At 51.2% G+C, this 17,442-nt stretch carries 13 protein-coding genes; 7 read left to right on the top strand and 6 right to left on the bottom strand.

The window, feature by feature from the left end; translation table 11 throughout:
• Positions 1 to 187 precede the first annotated feature (187 nt).
• On the top strand, positions 188 to 1,243 hold the full coding sequence (locus tag JWG39_RS07505; RefSeq protein ID WP_338032190.1) for a radical SAM protein: 1,056 nt from the start codon (positions 188 to 190) through the stop codon (positions 1,241 to 1,243).
• 98 nt (positions 1,244 to 1,341) lie between these two features.
• Here the strand turns inward: JWG39_RS07505 and JWG39_RS07510 are convergent, their stop codons facing one another.
• The 3 genes from JWG39_RS07510 to JWG39_RS07520 form a co-directional block, all read right to left on the bottom strand.
• Positions 1,342 to 2,196 (bottom strand): DnaJ domain-containing protein, encoded by an 855-nt coding sequence (locus JWG39_RS07510; RefSeq protein WP_205218772.1) that lies wholly within the window; start codon positions 2,194 to 2,196, stop codon positions 1,342 to 1,344.
• A 286-nt stretch (positions 2,197 to 2,482) separates the two neighbouring features.
• On the bottom strand, positions 2,483 to 3,856 hold the full coding sequence (locus JWG39_RS07515; RefSeq protein ID WP_205218773.1) for a sigma-54-dependent transcriptional regulator: 1,374 nt from the start codon (positions 3,854 to 3,856) through the stop codon (positions 2,483 to 2,485).
• 6 nt (positions 3,857 to 3,862) lie between these two features.
• Positions 3,863 to 5,392, bottom strand: coding sequence for an ATP-binding protein (locus tag JWG39_RS07520; RefSeq protein WP_205218774.1), 1,530 nt, complete (start codon positions 5,390 to 5,392; stop codon positions 3,863 to 3,865).
• Positions 5,393 to 5,585: 193 nt separating this feature from the next.
• Between JWG39_RS07520 and JWG39_RS07525 the strand changes: the two genes are divergently transcribed.
• The 3 genes from JWG39_RS07525 to JWG39_RS07535 all read left to right on the top strand — a co-directional run bounded on the left by JWG39_RS07525 (position 5,586) and on the right by JWG39_RS07535 (position 9,187).
• Positions 5,586 to 7,460, top strand: a complete 1,875-nt coding sequence (locus JWG39_RS07525; RefSeq protein WP_205218775.1) for a tetratricopeptide repeat protein — start codon at positions 5,586 to 5,588, stop codon at positions 7,458 to 7,460.
• 83 nt (positions 7,461 to 7,543) lie between these two features.
• Positions 7,544 to 8,302: a SanA/YdcF family protein gene (locus JWG39_RS07530; protein ID WP_205218776.1), complete on the top strand. Its 759-nt coding sequence runs from the start codon at positions 7,544 to 7,546 to the stop codon at positions 8,300 to 8,302.
• Positions 8,303 to 8,707: 405 nt separating this feature from the next.
• Positions 8,708 to 9,187 carry a universal stress protein gene (locus tag JWG39_RS07535; RefSeq protein WP_205218777.1) on the top strand — a complete coding sequence of 160 codons (480 nt, stop codon included), beginning with the start codon at positions 8,708 to 8,710 and terminating at the stop codon, positions 9,185 to 9,187.
• Positions 9,188 to 9,520: 333 nt separating this feature from the next.
• Here JWG39_RS07535 and glyQ read toward each other — a convergent pair whose 3' ends face one another.
• Positions 9,521 to 10,399 (bottom strand): glycine--tRNA ligase subunit alpha, encoded by an 879-nt coding sequence (gene glyQ, locus JWG39_RS07540; RefSeq protein ID WP_205218778.1) that lies wholly within the window; start codon positions 10,397 to 10,399, stop codon positions 9,521 to 9,523.
• A 125-nt stretch (positions 10,400 to 10,524) separates the two neighbouring features.
• Between glyQ and JWG39_RS07545 the strand changes: the two genes are divergently transcribed.
• From JWG39_RS07545 to secB, 3 genes are all read left to right on the top strand, one after another.
• On the top strand, positions 10,525 to 10,965 hold the full coding sequence (locus JWG39_RS07545) for a CoA-binding protein (RefSeq protein ID WP_205218779.1): 441 nt from the start codon (positions 10,525 to 10,527) through the stop codon (positions 10,963 to 10,965).
• A gap of 9 nt (positions 10,966 to 10,974) precedes the next feature.
• The gene (uvrA, locus tag JWG39_RS07550; protein WP_205218780.1) at positions 10,975 to 13,803 is read left to right on the top strand and encodes an excinuclease ABC subunit UvrA; all 2,829 of its coding nucleotides are present in this window, start codon (positions 10,975 to 10,977) and stop codon (positions 13,801 to 13,803) included.
• A gap of 165 nt (positions 13,804 to 13,968) precedes the next feature.
• Positions 13,969 to 14,439 carry a protein-export chaperone SecB gene (gene secB, locus JWG39_RS07555; protein WP_205218781.1) on the top strand — a complete coding sequence of 157 codons (471 nt, stop codon included), beginning with the start codon at positions 13,969 to 13,971 and terminating at the stop codon, positions 14,437 to 14,439.
• A gap of 105 nt (positions 14,440 to 14,544) precedes the next feature.
• On the opposite strand, the gene JWG39_RS07560 is transcribed toward secB, so the two are convergent.
• Positions 14,545 to 15,561 carry a hypothetical protein gene (locus tag JWG39_RS07560; RefSeq protein WP_205218782.1) on the bottom strand — a complete coding sequence of 339 codons (1,017 nt, stop codon included), beginning with the start codon at positions 15,559 to 15,561 and terminating at the stop codon, positions 14,545 to 14,547.
• A 62-nt stretch (positions 15,562 to 15,623) separates the two neighbouring features.
• Positions 15,624 to 17,405: a pilus (MSHA type) biogenesis protein MshL gene (gene mshL / locus JWG39_RS07565; protein ID WP_205218783.1), complete on the bottom strand. Its 1,782-nt coding sequence runs from the start codon at positions 17,403 to 17,405 to the stop codon at positions 15,624 to 15,626.
• Positions 17,406 to 17,442 lie beyond the last annotated feature (37 nt).

Here is a 17,442-nt window from a genome sequence, read left to right on the forward strand (position 1 = left end):
GCGTAACATTGGACATCATCCATCAGGGTCTGTATGTTTACCTTCATAGTGCTGGCCTCTTTTCAGTAGTTGGTAAAAGGAAAGCGTTATTTTACCAAATCACGACCCCGAAACGCAACATGAGCCTTGTGGTTTTGAAACCGGTCCCATTCGGCCTCCGAGTGAGGCGGAGAGTCTGCTGGTTCGGGTGACCCGCAACTGCCCGTGGAACCAGTGTACCTTCTGCTCTCTGTATAAGGGAGAGACGTTCAGTCGTCGACCGATAGAGGATGTGCTGCGCGACGTGGATACGGTGAAGTATTATATTGATGAGCTGCAGCATGCGAAAAATGAGGGACGCCCGCCCTCCTCCATTGTCCTGCGTACCCCGGAAGAGGAACAGGCGTGGTGTGCCGCAGCAAATTTTTATAGTGGTGGCATGCGTTCCATCTTCCTTCAGGATGCCAACAGTCTGATAATCAAGCCAGAGGATATGATCCGCCTGCTGCGCCACCTGCGGGCACTCTTTCCCAATGTGGAGAGGGTAACCACGTACGGTCGCTCGAATACCATTGCCCGAATTTCCGATGAGGATATGGTGGCCATGGCTGAGGCCGGGTTGAATCGCGTGCATATTGGTATGGAGTCTGCCTGTGATGCTGTACTGGCACGGGTGAAAAAGGGGGCTGACAAGGCGGCCCATATCGCTGCCGGTCTGAAGGTGAAAGGTGCCGGTATTCAGCTCTCGGAGTATTATATTCCCGGTCTTGGCGGCCGACGTCTCTCGCGGGAGCATGCCCTTGATACGGCAGAGGCGATGAGTCGGATCAACCCTGATTATATTCGCCTGCGGACTCTTGGTCTTCCTGCCGGTGCACCACTTTCGGAGGAATATCGCAGGGGAGAGTTCGATAAAATGGGTGAGGTCGAGACTGCGGCCGAGCTGTTGCTCTTTCTTGAGAACCTGGAGGGTGTTACCAGCCATATTCCCTATGATCATGTGCTCAATCTTTTTCAAGAAGTGGATGGGCAACTGCCAGAGGACCGTAAAAAAATTCTTACACCAATACGCTCCTTTCTACATCTTCCTGCCCATGAACAGATGCTCTTTGCCCTTGGCCGCCGTACTCATCGAATGGCCCGGCTGGCAGACCTCGACAACCCTGCTCTACGCGAACCTGTGGAGCGCTGGTGTCGTGAGACGGGGGCAACTCCGGAAAACATGGACGGATTGATCGACGGAATCATGCAGCAGTTTATCTGATACTGTGGTGGTATACTTTGCCCTGCCTCTTTCTTGCGGGGACTGTACGCCTCCCAAATGGCTGAGGGGCGCAGTGAAGCGGAAACCTTGTGCAGGTTTTACTCTTTTTCAAGGTAAAGATAGATGTGACCACGCTGCTGACCATTTTTACCACCCACATGCCCCTTGCCGCGAAGCCGGAGTCTCTTGCCTGCGGAGCTGCCAGGGGGGATGTGCACCCGCAGAGTCTCCGCTTTTCTTCCTCCTTCTTCACTGGCAACCTGTACCTGAATGGTTTTTCCCTCACGCAACTCCTCTGCTGAAAGGGGTGTGTAATACACAACATCAAGTTCACTGGGGCCCGGCTGGTTGTCACCGCCATGAGAATCGTCAGCCAGTCCCTTGAGCTGAGGGAATTTTTTTCCAAGGCTGCGTCGAAGGCGTTTTCCGAAGGATTTAAGTTTTTCAGTATTTGATTTCAGACTGCTGCGGGCTGCACTTTTGATCGCCGGGACGGCGAGAGCTGCCACGAGGGTGGCGCCGTTGCGCAGCAATCCGCCTTTATTGGAAAAGAAGCTCTTTTTGACAAAAGTCTGGCTGGAGCGGTATCCGGCACGCTGAAAATCGTTCAGGATGCTGGAAAACATGTTTACAAACTGCGGATCACGAAAGAGATCGCGGAGAATATCTTCCTCGCTGTAACGAAATCCATTGGCACTTTCGCCCTGGCTCCCTTTCTCTGCATTTCTGAATTCCCCAAAACCTCCCTGTCGTGAAGTATCGTACTGCGCGCGTTTTTTTGGGTCAGTCAGTACACCGTAGGCCTCGGCGATCTCCTTGAACTTCTCTTCTGCCCGCGGATCATCGGGATTTCGATCGGGGTGCCAGCGCATGGCCAGCCTGCGGTATTGATGGCGAATTTCATCTTCAGTGCAACTGGTAGAGAGTTCAAGAATGGTATAGTAATCTTTCATGCGGAGTCCGGGTAAAAGAGAGGCCGCGCCGAGCCTGAGAATGTATCAATGGTTGAAGGGAATATCGAATAATCGCCCCTCTTCTTCGTTACAGTAAAAAATTTATCCTCGGAGGTAAGCGCCAGACTCCGATGTCAAAGTTATGGGCGGGTAAATTTCCTTCTGGACCTTGAATATGAACGAAATACTTGATTCTTCAAGGTCCCCTGAAGATAAGGCTTTTTAGAACATTGACCAGAGAAGAAAAGGTCAGACCAGACCTTTTTCAACACATTTTCCTCAGACCTTACTTCTCATCCATCTTATCAAGGCGATAACGCAGGGTGGCGCGGGACAGGTTGAGCAGACGGGCGGCCCGGGAGACATTATGGCCGGACTCTTCCATGGCAAACTGGATGTAGCGCTTCTCGAGTTCTTCAAGTCCGACACGGTGACGGCGCACCAGCTGCTCCACCATCTGCTGTGCCCCCATATTATCGACCGGTTTTGCCACCGGGCCGCCGCTGAGAATGACATGGGCGGTGGTGATACGGTCGCCTTTGCTGAGGATCATTGCCCGTTCCAGTACGTTGCGCAGTTCCCGGATGTTGCCGTTCCACGGGTGACTCTGGAAGAGCTCCAGCACCTTGTCTGAGAAAACGGGTGGCCGACGGCCGAAGGCCTCGCTGAACTCTTTGATAAAATAGTTGCAGAGCGGTTCAATGTCGTCACGGCGTTCGCGCAGCGGCGGAATGTGGATGGGGAAGACGCTGAGACGGTAGTAGAGGTCTTCACGAAAGCTGCCCTCGGTAACCATTGCTTCGAGGTCTTTGTTGGTGGCGGCGATAATGCGAACATCAGTGGGGATGATGCGTGTGCCGCCGAGACGTTCGATATTCTTCGACTCCAGCACCCGCAGAAACTTGGACTGTACGTCCAGCTCCATGTCACCGATCTCATCAAGAAACAACGTTCCGCCAGAGGCGATCTCAAACTTGCCTTTCTTTTGCTGGGCAGCCCCGGTGAAGGCTCCTTTTTCATAGCCGAAGAGTTCCGCTTCAAGCAGGGTGGCGGGGATGGCGGCGCAGTTGACCGGGAGAAAGGGCAGGGCTGCCCGCGGGCTGTTGAGATGGGTTGCCCGGCTGAGGAGTTCTTTGCCGGTGCCGGATTCGCCGCGCAGTAGAACCGTGGTGTCGGTTTTGCTTACCTCACCGGCAAGGCGGAGAATTTCGCAAATCTCCCCGGAGTTGCCGATAATATTGTCAAAAGTGTATTTGCCGGCGATTTCCTTGCGCAGATACCGTACCTCGGAGGTAAGGCGCGAGACCTGAAGCGCTTTCTCGACACAGGAGCGCAGCTTGTCTTCAGTGAAAGGTTTGGTAACATAGTCGTAGGCACCTTCGTGGATAGCCTCGACAGCGTTGTCGATGGAACCGAAGGCGGTCACGACCACTACCGGTACGTCCGGCCGCTGCTCTTTGATTGTTTTCAGTACCTGCATGCCGCCAATCTTCGGCAATTTGAGGTCGGTAATCACCATTTGCACTGTCTCCGAGGAAAAAATCTCCAGTGCCTCCTGGCCGTCACCGGCCTCGAAAATGGTGAGAGGAAGATCTGAGAGGAGCATTTTGATCACCTCTCGCATGCGGGGTTCGTCTTCCACAAGGAGTAATTTAGACATGGTTCCTCAAGTGTTGATTATCTGTTCCGTTTCTTTGAGGATGCACGGAAAATAGAGGGTGAAGGTGGTTCCACTGCCGGGCTCACTGTCAATTTTCATCTGGCCGCGATGCAACTTGACGAGCTGAGACACGATAGAGAGTCCGAGTCCGATGCCGTCGTCGGAAAAGGAGACGAAGGGATCGAGTATTTTTCCCATCATCTCCGGTTTCATACCGCAGCCGACGTCACTAATATTGATGATCAGCCAGTCGCGTGCTACAGTGAAGGGATTGCGGGTGGAGATAAAGCGCTTGTCGCCGTGGCGACCGCTGTCGCCGAGGCCCATCTCCGGTTCCTTCTCCGATCGAATGGTGATGGTTACTGCGCCACCGTCCGGCATGGCGTTGAAGGCGTTGAGGAGAATATTCATCAGAATCTGCCGCATCTGGCCGGGATCGGCCTCCATCAGGGGAAGATCGCGCTGAAAGTTGCGGTGGATGGTATACCTTTCCTCTTGATAACGCTCCTCAATGGCGGTCAGTGTCTCCTCAAAGACCTCGCCGAGATTGATCACGGTGAGGATCGGGGTGGCGGGGCGTGCGAAATCCAGGAATGCCTTGAGGGTGTTGTCGAGCCGTACGACCTCATCCATAATGAAACTGGCAGCTTTTTCCCGCATCGGCCACGGGCGCTTTGTGTCAAGCACGACCTGAGTGGAACCGAGGATGATGCCGAGGGGATTCTTGATCTCGTGGGCAATTCCGGCGGTCATCTTGCCGACGGCGGCGAGCTTTTCTTTCTCCTGCAGCTCGGCATGGGTATTTTTCACCTCAATGAGACTTTTCTCGAGAGAGTCCGCCATCTTGTTGAAGGAGAGGGCAAGGTCACGGGCGATATCCGGTTGATGGATATTAACCCTGTAGGAGAGATCGCCGATGCCGATGCGGTCAATTCCCTTGCGCAGGGTGAGCAGTGGTTTCATGATACTGCGGGCGAGCAGCATGCTGAGCAGAGCGGTGAGGAGAAGGACGGCGAGAATGAAACTGATGGTTATCTTCTGAATTACCAGGAGCTGATCGAACCACTTTTCGGCAGGAAAGACGGCGATGAGGAGTCGGCCATCGGAGAGGGGCCGCCGGAAGGCGAACCATTTACGGTGGGCAAAGGTTATGACGTTCTGGTTACGTCCAGAGGTCTCAAGTCGGGTGAAAGCGATAAGCAGCAGGTCTTCTGCGGGTTGTTTGGGGGAATTCTGCATGTTGATGAGGGTTGTGGCTTTCCTCTCCCTGCTGAGGACAGCAGCAACAATCTTTTCTTCCTCGGGGAAAAGATGATCCGGTCCTGTGGAGGGCGGAGCTTCAACAGTTGCAGTGAGTCTTGTACCGACATCTGCGGCATGCATTCCAAGTTGTGCCATGACCACCCGGTGCGCCTGGTGGTACCCCACCCAGCCGGCAGCAGTAACGAAAATCGTTGAAATGAGGGTTATGGCGATGAAGATGCGAAATTGAAATGAAAAGAGATGACTGATGAATTTGTTCATGGCAGAGAGCATACACTATCCCGAATTGCTTGAACAGAAAACATACTGCAAAAAACGTGTTAAAATGGTTGATATCTGTACTATTTTCTGTTGAAGTATTGACAAATTTTGGCCGTTATTTTAATCAGAAGGGTGATGGAAATGAAGGGCCGTTCATTTGTTCCGGACGGCGGCGAGCAGTTTAATTCGATAACGAGGTAGCAAGATGGCCACGAAAGAAGAACTTGAAGAACTGTATGATGACTGTCAGGAAACTCCGGATTACGTAAAGGTCGCTCTTGGAGCCTTTGAGATCGGTGAAAAAGAGTGGGCGGAAGAAGTGTATGAAGAGGGTGCTGACTGGGCTGGTTCTGCGCAGGATTTTCTTGCAATGTCAATTGGAGCAAAGAAGATTCTTGGCGACGATGCCAGAGCCTCAGAATATTTCGAACAGGCCAAAGGGGCCTGCAGCTCTGCTGATGACATGGTTGCCCTGGCTGATGCCTGCGCTGCGGATGGTGACAAAGAGACTGCCCGCGAGCTTTTTACAGGTGCAGCCGACAAGGTGCAGAAGGCTGCTCAGTTTCTCGCTCTTGCCCAGAAAATTAATGATTCTCTTGGCGACAAGGAGCTTGCCGCACAAATTTCTGCCAGAGGCAAAGAACAGTGCAAGACTCCGGCCGACTTCGCTGAACTGGCGAAAGGGCTTGCCAAAGATTTTGGAGATGAAGCCGGGGCTCAGGATGTCCTTTCCTCTGCAGTAGATGCATGTAAGACAGGAGATGATTTCGCTGCCATCGCGGCAGCTGCTGCGGAGCTCTTTCCGAAAAGTGATCTTGGTATTCAACTTTTCAAAGAGGCTGAAGAGAAGATCCCCTCCGGTCTTGATATGGGTGGCCTGGCCAAAGCTGCTGCCACTACTCTTGGGGATAAAGAGTACGCAAAAGTTCTCTTCAACAAGGCTCAGGAGATGCTCACTTCTGGTGATGATCTCACCAAACTTGCTGGTTTGGTGCAGGAGAGCCTCGACGACAAAGCGATGGTGGCTTCTATTTATCAAAAAGCAGTCAGCTATGAAAGTGATGCTGGCAAGATTGTCACCGTCGCCACTAAAATGGCCGATGAACTTGGTGATATCGATGGGGCTGTAGCAGTGCTCAGGCAGGCTGAAAATGCGGTGAAGAGCAACGCTGAATTTGAGAAGGTTGCGGATGCAATTCTCAAATACGCCTCCGACCCGCAGTGGAAAGAAGATATCGCTGTGCAGAAAGAGAAACGGGCTGCCAACGGTCCGCTTTATGAAGAGCTTATCAAGAAAGAGGGTGAAGCGGAAAGTGCCGCTGCCCTGCGTAAACTGGCAAAAGAGGTGATGACTGCCACCGGCGACAAACCCTATACCCGTAAATTGCTGGCCAATTCAGCGAAAACCACTCACTTCTTTGGTGAAGGGATGGAACTGGCTGGAATCATTGTCGATGACCTTGGTGATCGTGAGTGGGGTGAGAAGGTCTATGAAGATCTGTTGCAGAAGGCTGATGATTTTGTCAGCAAAAAAAATATTGCTGCCGCGCTTAAAGAAAAAGTTGGAGATGAGGTGAAAACCAGGGAAATTTTCACCAGCCTTGAAGAAGAGGCGACTGATGCTGCAGGGTATCTCAAAGTCGGAGCTGCGGTATGCAGCGTGCTTGATGATAAAGATTGGGTTCGCTCTCTGTATAAAGAGGCGCAGGCCTGCTGTAAGGATGATCTCACAAAACTGACAGTGGCAGGCAATGTCCTGCGGGATCTTCACGATACCTCATGGGCTGCAGAGATCTACAGCGAGATTGCTGCCAACTGCAGCGATCAGTTCTGTGCGGAAAACCTCTTCACCGTGGTCTTACGGCAACTGGGAGATTCTCCGGTCCTCAAACAGCTTTACCAGACGGTGGAAAAACAGATGACGAGTGCTTCCGACCTGTTTTATCTCGGGGAGAGCGTTATCGAACGTTTTCAGGATACAGCCTGGAGCGGTAAGATTTTTTCCCGCGCAGAGCAGGGAAAAGGATATGATGCGGTGCGCTTCAAAATGGCCTCAGCCCGTCGGGAACAGGTTGCCTGAACCCTTATTTACAACATGATGTAACACCAGAGGGGAGCGGCTGCGGTCGTTCCCCTTTTGTGTCTTCTGGCGGGAAAGTGATCATGCGAAAAGTACTCTACATACTCCTTTTTCTGCTTGTGCTGACCGGTGTTGGAATATTTGTACTCAACTGTTATGTGGCCGGTTTCAGCAGGTACAGTACCGGCGAACTTGAGGAACTGCAGCCGGAGCATGCCGCGCTGCTGCTCGGGACTGCCAAATGGAGGGTGGGAGGAGGGGAGAACCTTTACTACCGCTACCGTATTGATGCTGCGGAGCAACTCTACCGGGCAGGAAAGGTGGAGAAGATTATTGTCTCCGGTGCCAATCGCACCATTCACTACAATGAACCACGGGAGATGAAGGCGGACCTCATCGCCAGGGGGGTTCCGGCGGAGGATATCATTTCTGATTACGCGGGGTTGCGCACCCTTGATTCGGTAGTGCGTTTTCAACAGATTTTTGGTCAGACCCGGGGAATCATCATTTCTCAACCTTTTCACAACGCTCGTGCTCTCTATATTGGTCGTATGAAGGGGATTAACCTGCAGGGTTATAATGCTCAGTGCGTGCCGGGGAACTACAGTGTGAAGACCCGTCTGCGGGAAATATTCGCCAAGGTGGTCAGTGTGTTCGATGTTGAACTGCTCGCCACTGCGCCGCACCATCTCGGGCCGTCGATTGATATAGATGCTGTCCGGAAACCCCTTGTGCCGAATGACGGTGAAGGGGTGGAAATTGCCCCGGAAGAGAAGATTGAGAGCCCTGGAGTGAATGAAGAGACACAACGGGATAAAAAAAGGGCAGGGAACATCGAATAATCGCCCCTCTTCTTCGTTGCAGTCAAAAAATTATCCCCGGGTAAGCGCCAGACTCCGATATCAACGTGATACCGGTGATGAACGGTAAGCCGGTATAAGTACCTTCACGAAATTCTTTTCAAAAAAACACGGAAATAATTTCTAAGGTACTAATAGACCTGCGGTACATTTCCTTCTGAACCTCGAACAGGAACGAGTGGTTTCCTCTATGCGGAAGGAACTTTTTTTATGGAAAGTGCAAAAATACCGTAAAAATATTATGCTGGTATTTGACAGGAGGAGTGTCCGTTCACATTTTATCAGCGGCAGCCCGCGTTGACAGTTCTGTGTCAGAGAGTAAAGAGAGAGGATCTCTCAGCTGGTTATATTCCACGTAATTTAAACAAAAAAAGAGAGGGTGGTAAAATGGCTCAAATTAAGAATGTTATGGCAAGTTTGGATATGTCTGGTTATGCAGATCTGGTTATGGATTATATCGCTGAACTGCTGAAAGACAGGACGGATGCTGAAGTGGTTATCTATTCTGTTATCAATCAGCGGGATATTGACCATATTGAAGATGTGCGCAATTATTTCGTCGGGCTGGGTAATCAGGGGGTGACCACTCAAAAATATATTGATAAAGAGACGGCAGCACGCACTGAGCATATGAATATGCTTGGGGAAAAATATCTTGGCAGCAAGGGAATAAAGTACAGTGTGAAAATTGCTACAGGCCATCCTGCAGAGATGATCATCAAAAAAGCCAAAGAGGGGCCGTTTGACCTTATCGTCATGGCCAATAAAGGGAAAAGCAATATTGCCAAGGCCCTCTTTGGTTCCATTGCCCTGCGGGTGTTGCGTCATTCTCCTGTGCCGGTGCTCAGCGTGCGAAAATTCGACTGAGGGGCCTCTTGACGCAGCCTGCATTCGTTCCTGTTCGAGGTTCAGAAGGGAATGTACCGCAGGTCTATTAGTACCTTAGAAATTATTTCCGTGTTTTTTTGAAAAGAATTTCGTGAAGGTACTTATACCGGCTTACCGTTCATCACCGGTATCACGTTGATATCGGAGTCTGGCGTTTACCTCCGAGGATATTTTTTTGACTGCAACGAAGAAGAGGGGCGATTATTCGATGTTCCCTGATTTCTGTTCTGGAGATGTTTATGTGCGCCGTACTCCTCATTTGAGGAGCACGGCTTTTTTTGCCTTTGCAGGGCAGCCATGCCGGTGGAAGAATCAGGCGAGTTCTTTTTTCAGCAGGGGGAACCCCATCTCTTCGCGTTGTTTGACATAGCCCTCGGCTACCCGGCGGGCAATGTTGCGGATACGTCCGATGTAGCGGGTGCGCTCGTTCACCGAGATCGCCTTGCGTGCATCAAGCAGGTTGAAGGTGTGGGAGCACTTCAGACAGTAATCGTAGGCGGGGAGGATAAGGCCGAGTTCGGCCAGTTTCAGCCCTTCTGCTTCAAAGGTATTGAAGAAGTCGAGGAGTTTCTCGACGTTGGCATGTTCAAAGTTGAAGGTGGAAAATTCCACCTCTGCCTGATGGAAGATCTCACCGTAGGTGATGTTGTCGTTCCACTTGATATCATACACGCTTTCCACTCCCTGCAGATACATGGCGATGCGTTCAAGTCCGTAGGTGATCTCTACAGTCGTGGGGTAGAGTTCGATGGAACCGGCGTGTTGAAAATAGGTAAACTGAGTGATCTCCATGCCGTCGAGCCATACCTCCCAGCCCAGTCCGGAGGCCCCGAGGGTAGGGGATTCCCAGTCATCCTCAACGAAGCGGATATCATGGTCGAGAAGGTCAAGCCCGAAGCGTTTAAGGCTGCCAAGATAGAGCTCCTGCACATTGGCTGGCGAGGGTTTCATCACTACCTGATATTGATAATAATGCTGCAGACGGTTGGGGTTATTGCCGTAACGACCGTCGGTGGGGCGCCGGGAAGGCTGGGGATAGGCGGCACGCCACGGCTCGGGGCCGAGGGCGCGAAGCAGGGTGGAGGGGTGGAAGGTGCCTGCACCGACCTCCATGTCGTAAGGCTGCTGTATGGCGCAGCCCTGTTCTGCCCAGTATCTGCCGAGTTCAAAAATGATATCCTGGAAGTTCATGGGGATCCTTTTATTTGATTTTCGTGGGAAATTTACTGTTTTTCAAAAGGCCCTCAATATAGCGGAGAACTTGACTTTTGTCTATGGGGAGCTACCTGTATGAGGGTTAAAACAAGGAGAAAATAATGAATGATCAACAGATGAAAACACTCCTGAAAGAGACAAAGAGCATCGCCATTGTCGGTCTGTCGCCGAAGGAAAATCGGCCCAGTAACGAGGTGGCCCGTTATCTGATGGCGGCCGGGTATCGCGTTATTCCGGTCAACCCTGGACAGAGCGAGATCCTCGGACAGCCCTGCTTCCCGGATATGGCCTCCATTGGTGAGCCGGTGGATATTGTCGATATCTTTCGCAGGAGCGGGGATACCCCGCCGATTGTGGCAGAGGCTTTGAAGCTGTCGCCGAAACCGAAGGCGGTGTGGCTGCAGCTCGGTATTGAGAACAGTGAGGCTGCGGCCATGGCGGAAAAGGCCGGAGTGCCGATAGTGATGAACCTTTGCACCAAAATTGAACATGAACGCCTGCTGGGGGAAAGTCACGGGGGGAGTTTCTTTGCGAAGTTGTAACAGGTAACTATGGAACCACAGAAATTGAGTATTCGCGGTGCGCGAATGCACAACTTGAAAAATATCAATGTTGATTTGCCCCGGAATGAACTTGTCCTTTTCACCGGGCTTTCGGGATCGGGGAAGTCAACACTGGCTTTTGATATCCTCTATGCCGAGGGACAGCGGCGCTATGTGGAGTCTCTTTCTACCTATGCCCGGCAGTTTCTCGGGCAGATGGAGAAGCCTGATGTGGATGCTGTCGAGGGGCTGAGTCCGGCGGTTTCCATTGAACAGAAGACAACCAGTAAAAATCCCCGCTCCACTGTTGGTACGGTAACGGAGATTTACGATCACCTGCGGCTGCTCTTTGCCCGCTGCGGTCACCCTCACTGCTATATCTGCGGTGAGGAGATCCACGCTCAGACGATACAGGACATGGTGGAGAGCCTGCTGCAGCTGCCGGAGGGGACGAAGATCATCTTGCTGGCACCGATGGTGGACGGTCGCAAGGGACGACATGAACAGCTGCTGGCGCGTATTTGCCGGGAGGGATTTGTTCGGGTGCGGATTGACGGCGAGATAGTGGATGCAGACGATGTAGAGGCATTGGAAAAGAACAAAAAGCACACCATTGAGATCGTTGTGGATCGACTGGTGGTAAAACCCTCAATTCGCCCCCGGCTGTGGGATTCGGTGGAGACCATTGTAAACCTGACAGATGGTTTTATGCGTGTTTATTTTCCGGATGAGGATCGGGTGCGGCTCTTTTCTGAGCATGCAGCCTGCCCAAAATGCGGAATTTCTCTTCCCCCCGTTACCACTCAGCTCTTTTCTTTCAATAATCCACAGGGAGCCTGTGAGGAGTGCGGCGGGCTGGGCGTGAAACAGTTCTTCGATTCGTCGCTTGTCATTCCTGATGAGAGCAAAGCCCTTTGTGAGGGGGCCATTGCCCCGTGGCGCGGCTGGCGGTCTGGCTCCTATTACAGTCAGATGCTGGAGTCGCTGGCGAAGTATTACAGATTCTCTCTGGAGACCCCTTTCAGCAGGCTGCCGAAGGGAGTGCGTGACGTGGTCCTCTATGGCTCTGGTGACAGGGAAATAGAATTTATCCATCAGCACGGGGGACGGATGGTTTCGCAGGTAAAACCGTTTGCAGGGGTTATTCCCCAGCTTGACCGCCGTTTTCATGAGACCAGTTCGGCTCCGGTGCGTGAGGAGTTGATGAAGTTCATGAACGAGCAGATTTGTCCCAAATGTCACGGCGCACGACTTAAACCCGAGGCACTGGCGGTCAAGATGGGGCAGTGGTCGATCTATGAAATTACGCAGATGTCAATTACCAGCCTGCTGGAACGGGTGCCGCTGCTGCCCATGTCGGACAGGGAACGACAAATCGGCGAACCAATCCTCAAAGAGGTGGTGGACCGCATCTCTTTTCTTGAGGATGTAGGGCTCGGTTATCTCAGTCTCGATCGGCGTTCCGGAACCCTTTCCGGAGGAGAGGCACAGCGTATCAGGCTGGCTTCACAGATCGGCTCGCGTCTGGCGGGGGTGCTCTATGTACTTGATGAACCGAGCATCGGTCTGCATCAGAGGGACAATATGAAGCTGATTGGTACCCTGAAGGAGTTGCGTGACCTGGGCAACACCGTCATCGTCGTAGAGCATGACACCGATACTATCCTTGCTGCGGATTATATTGTGGATATTGGTCCGGGGGCGGGTATTCATGGAGGCAGCATTGTCTACAGCGGTGATGTGGAGGGGTTGATTGGCTGCGAGGGTTCGGCTACCGGCGATTTCCTTTCCGGCAGACGTAGTATTGAGGTGCCGCAGAAGAGACGCCGGGTCTATAAAACGAAAAATCGGCTGCAGCTTGAACATTGTTCAGTGAATAACCTGAAAGATATCAGTGTCAGGTTTCCCCTCGGCGTGTTCACCTGTGTGACCGGGGTTTCAGGTTCTGGCAAGAGCTCGCTGGTGATTGAAACGCTTTTTCCTGCGATGAAATCGGCAGTTGCAAAACGACTTGGACGTGTTACCCTGCGTGGGGCTGAGTTACGCGGGGCGGCTGCTGTCGACAAAGTTATCGACATCAACCAGAGTCCCATCGGCCGCACACCGCGCTCCAATCCGGCGACTTACAGCGGGGTCTTTTCGCCGATTCGGGAGCTCTTTGCGCAGCTGAGCGATTCCCGTGTGCGGGGCTATAAGCCGGGCCGTTTCAGTTTCAACGTGAAAGGGGGGCGCTGTGAGGCCTGTGAAGGCGACGGGGTGAAGAAGATCGCCATGCACTTCCTGCCCGATATTTATGTCGAGTGTGAAAAATGTAAAGGGACACGGTATAATCCCGAAACCCTGGAGATTCGCTGCAAGGGAAAGAATATTTACGAAGTATTGAAGATGACGGTAGAAGAGGCGCTGGCGTTTTTTGAGAACGTCCCGCCGATCAAAAATCGTCTGCAGACTCTGTTTGATGTAGGACTTGGGTATATCAGTCTCGGGCAGTCGTCGATCACCCTTTCCGGCGGAGAGGCCCAGCGGGTTAAACTTGCCAAAGAGCTGAGTGGTCGTGCCAGCGGTCAGACTCTGTATATTCTTGATGAACCGACTACCGGGCTTCATCCTGCCGATATTGTTCATCTGCTGAAGGTATTGAACCGTCTGGTGGATGCTGGTAATACCGTGGTTGTGATTGAGCATAACCTTGATGTTATCAAGACTGCGGACTGGCTTATTGATGTTGGCCCGGAAGGTGGTGATAACGGCGGGAGTGTTATCGGTGAGGGTACACCGGAAGAGATTGCGGCGATGAAGGATTCCTCTACCGGTCAGTTTTTACAGCAGTTATTCTGAGAAAACTGATTCCTTCTGGTGGCTGTCAGAGATCGTGTTGAACCATCAGGTACCTTGAATAACCAGTCTTTCGTCCATCTTCTTCGTTACAGTAAAAAATTTATCCTCGGAATATCCAGAGATCGTGTTGAACCATAAAATAAAAAAAACTATTGGAGAAAAAACATGGCAGATGAAGCGCAACAACCCCGCCCCGAATTTCGCATGCAGAAGATGTACATCAAAGATCTCTCCTTTGAGAATCCCCACGCTCCCGAAGTCTTTTCCGCTCAGGGGCAGGAACCTTCTGTAGAGGTCAACCTTCAGCTGAACAACAAGAAGATTGATGATGAGAACTGGGAAGTTGCTCTGCAGATCAACGCTAAAGTAGTCAACAAGAGTGATAAGAAAGTGCTCTTCATCCTGGAGATTGAGCATGCCGCCGTTTTCCTGATGAAGAACATCCCCGAGGAACATATTGCCCCTCTCCTCGGTGTTGACTGCCCGACCCTCCTCTTTCCTTTTACCCGGCAGATCGTCAGCCAGGCCTCCATTGACGGCGGTTACGTGCCCTTCATGATGGAACCGGTAAACTTCGTGGCATTGTATCAGAATGCACAGAAGAAAAAGCAGGAAGAGGCCGAAAAAAAAGACTGATTTTTTCAGGTCGTCAGGAGTTGGAAAAAGACAATCCCCGTGGAACACATTCCACGGGGATTTTTGCTGTTCATCAGGTGTGTATTGATATCAGGGTACCCCTGATTACATACCGTAGGAGACAAAGTTATACATCAGGCTGTTGACACCTTTCTGGATTGCCTTGTTGAACAGGTTGTCATACTGCTTGTCAGCCATAACTGTTTCAGGAGCGACTTGAACACGGATACGGTTGGTCCATACAACATTGCCTGTGTCGGCATCCTGCACCCATACACGGAATTGTACTACGGCCTGATCAACACCGGTGTTATGGGCAACTTCACTGCCGACACCGTAACCAATTCCCATCCAGGTGATGGTGTCGGCGGAGCCGTCAACCATGCCAAGAAAAGAGTCTCCATCATCGAAAGGCCAGGTTGCATTCTGGTGGGCGATGATCCCTCCGAAAAGGGCACCGGTCAGACCTTCATTGCGGGCATCATAGGCATCAGAAGAGGCAAAACCATTGAGGATACGATTACTGCCCTGGTAGATGAAGGGCAGAATCCCTTTTTTCCATGGTTCCCAGCTGGCTTCGTCGCGGGTTTTAAATTCGAGAATACGACCACGGACGATGTAGTCGGCTTTGAAGTGACGACCGATCTGAGCCACTTTTTGCTGTGTTAATGCGTGAACTCCTGGAGAAGCTGCCTTTGCAGAAGCCACATCCGTCTGGACTTTGGTCCTGTAGATTGTCAACTGTTTCCGCATGGTATCGGTCCAGTCGGGATTAGCAATCTCATCATCAAGACTGGTGGTGTTGGCGGCATTGTAATCAGCAAGCTGGATAACGTTTTCTTTCACCAGCCAGGCGTACACATCTTCTTCAACTGGCATGCTGAAACCATAACCGTTCAGACTGTCAGTGAAGGCTTCACTGACCATCATGGAGCGGCGTTGAGCTGATTCCATGTTTCCCTTTGAGTAGTCGGCAAAAGGCATGACCACAATGCTGCGGCCATAACCGGGGCCGTTTGTATTTGCTCCGAGAGGGTTGTTGAGTGTCTCAATGACCGTTTGTCCACATCCAGATACTGCGAGTGACATAATCCCGAGTGCGAGGATTTTCAATTTGTTCATTTTCTTCTCCCGTTGTTTGTAAGAGTCATTTGTTTATCAGGTTATGGTGCCTGTCGCCTGGATCAGATGATTTTCGGGCGAAGCAGAATGATAAGCTCACGTTTTGTCCGTTTCTTCGTTTCATAACCAAAGAGATACCTGATTACCGGAATGTCACCGAGAATGGGCAGAAACTCACCTTCGGTACTTTTTGAGTCGGAGATCAGGCCACCGATGACCAGCATTTCACCATCGCCGACTCTTACAGTGGTACTCATCTCCCGAATATTTATCACGGGGAGACCGACGACCTGTCCTTCGGTCCCGATATACTCTTCGGTAATCTCACCTCCAACCAGTTCGGAGGTGATGGGAGTGAGGTTCATGATAATATCGTGATCATCAAGGATTGTTGCCGTAAGTGACAGGGCGACTCCGGCAAGCAGACGGTCTGTGTCAACGCTGTATTCATTCGTGTCGGTATCACTGTCTACTGTAACGGTAACTTCTTTTATGTAGGTATAGTTGGTCCCAACTGTAATCATGGCGGGTTGACCGTTCATGACACTGATCTTCGGGTTGGAGAGAATCTTCGTTTGTCCTTCTTCTTTCAACGCATTGAGAAAGACGTCAAAGCTGGCTGCTCCGAGAGCAATTTTGGAGATGAATTGTCCGGGGTCGATTGCGTCGTAGTATCCTGTACCTGTAGAAACCGTGTACGCGACGCCATCTGAATCTGTAGTACTTCCGCTCCGGTCGGTATACACTCTGCCATCCGAAGTGGATGTAGAATTATCTCGTATGTAAGGATAAACCTGCCCATCAGCTCCAAACGTCAATGTTCCGGAAACACTGAAATTTTTCAGAACACTGCTCCAGTTGATACCATAGTTGGATTCGTTATCAATTTGAACTTCAATGATTTTGGCCTCAATGGAGATCTGCTTGTAGAGCGTTCTTTTGAGATTGCTAATATAGGCATCGACCTTTTCAAGGACTGGGCGTGGAGCCGTTACAGTTATTAAACCAACAGGTTTATCAATAACATAATATCCCTGTGACTCATTGTTCTTTACTTTGTCTTTCGTTACCTTTGCTGTTACTTCCTTTTCTTTTTGTTCACCTTGCTTTTGGCTTTGGGCTTGTGTTGTTGTTGTGTTTTTCGCTTCCTGCTGTACGTTTTTAAGCTCCCAGACATCTAAGATGGTATCCAGATTTTTTTCAATATTTGCCCATACATCAAATTGGTTATCAGAACTGTTTAAAGAAACTGTCCCGTTGATTTGATTACTTGACTTGCCGTCAGAACCACTGGATCCGAGGAGATTGCCACCTACCTGTGTGGCATATTGCTGCTTCACGAATGGCATCGCTATCTGAAATCGCTTGGTATCACGAAACTTAATAACAATGGTATTTCCCTGCACTTCGCCGAAGTAGTCAACCTGACGCAGCATATCGTCAAGAGCCTTGTAGAAATCGTCCTCAGGATTGATGTCAACATCGACGAGGACGTTTTTATCAACATCGGAGGCCCAGGAGACACTCATCCCCTTGAGAGCAACAAGACGTTTGACAATATCCCAGAGAGGGAGAGGACCACTGGTCGTCGTAATGCGGGCACCAACCTTGAGTACGGTTTCGTCGTCAAGATTCTCGCTCCGATCCATGGCCTGGTCTACGACGTAGGATGCGGTCTGATATCGAACGGGAAGAGAAGCCGGGGCGGCCTTTGACGCTGGCGGAGGTGTCATTGCCTTTTTCTCGTCTGTTTTTTTCGTCCCGGTGCTGCTTACGCAGGAGCTGAGCAGCAGTGCTGCGACGAGTACTCCCCCGACAGTAAATGTTTTTTTCATCGACTTCATCTGCATCCTCTTGCTTTGGTTATAAGGACTGTTTTTC

This window comes from Desulforhopalus vacuolatus (assembly GCF_016918505.1).
Taxonomy (GTDB): Bacteria; Desulfobacterota; Desulfobulbia; order Desulfobulbales; family Desulfocapsaceae; genus Desulforhopalus; species Desulforhopalus vacuolatus.

Excerpts from the sequence above, each read along its gene's own strand:
- JWG39_RS07535 (WP_205218777.1), top strand. The coding sequence starts at position 8,708 with ATGGCTCAAATTAAGAATGTTATGGCAAGTTTGGATATGTCTGGTTAT.
- JWG39_RS07545 (WP_205218779.1), top strand. The coding sequence starts at position 10,525 with ATGAATGATCAACAGATGAAAACACTCCTGAAAGAGACAAAGAGCATC.
- glyQ (WP_205218778.1), bottom strand. The coding sequence starts at position 10,399 with ATGAACTTCCAGGATATCATTTTTGAACTCGGCAGATACTGGGCAGAA.
- JWG39_RS07510 (WP_205218772.1), bottom strand. The coding sequence starts at position 2,196 with ATGAAAGATTACTATACCATTCTTGAACTCTCTACCAGTTGCACTGAA.
- JWG39_RS07520 (WP_205218774.1), bottom strand. The coding sequence starts at position 5,392 with ATGCTCTCTGCCATGAACAAATTCATCAGTCATCTCTTTTCATTTCAA.
- mshL (WP_205218783.1), bottom strand. The coding sequence starts at position 17,405 with ATGAAGTCGATGAAAAAAACATTTACTGTCGGGGGAGTACTCGTCGCA.
- JWG39_RS07530 (WP_205218776.1), top strand. The coding sequence starts at position 7,544 with ATGCGAAAAGTACTCTACATACTCCTTTTTCTGCTTGTGCTGACCGGT.
- JWG39_RS07515 (WP_205218773.1), bottom strand. The coding sequence starts at position 3,856 with ATGTCTAAATTACTCCTTGTGGAAGACGAACCCCGCATGCGAGAGGTG.
- JWG39_RS07560 (WP_205218782.1), bottom strand. The coding sequence starts at position 15,561 with ATGAACAAATTGAAAATCCTCGCACTCGGGATTATGTCACTCGCAGTA.
- JWG39_RS07525 (WP_205218775.1), top strand. The coding sequence starts at position 5,586 with ATGGCCACGAAAGAAGAACTTGAAGAACTGTATGATGACTGTCAGGAA.
- uvrA (WP_205218780.1), top strand. The coding sequence starts at position 10,975 with ATGGAACCACAGAAATTGAGTATTCGCGGTGCGCGAATGCACAACTTG.
- secB (WP_205218781.1), top strand. The coding sequence starts at position 13,969 with ATGGCAGATGAAGCGCAACAACCCCGCCCCGAATTTCGCATGCAGAAG.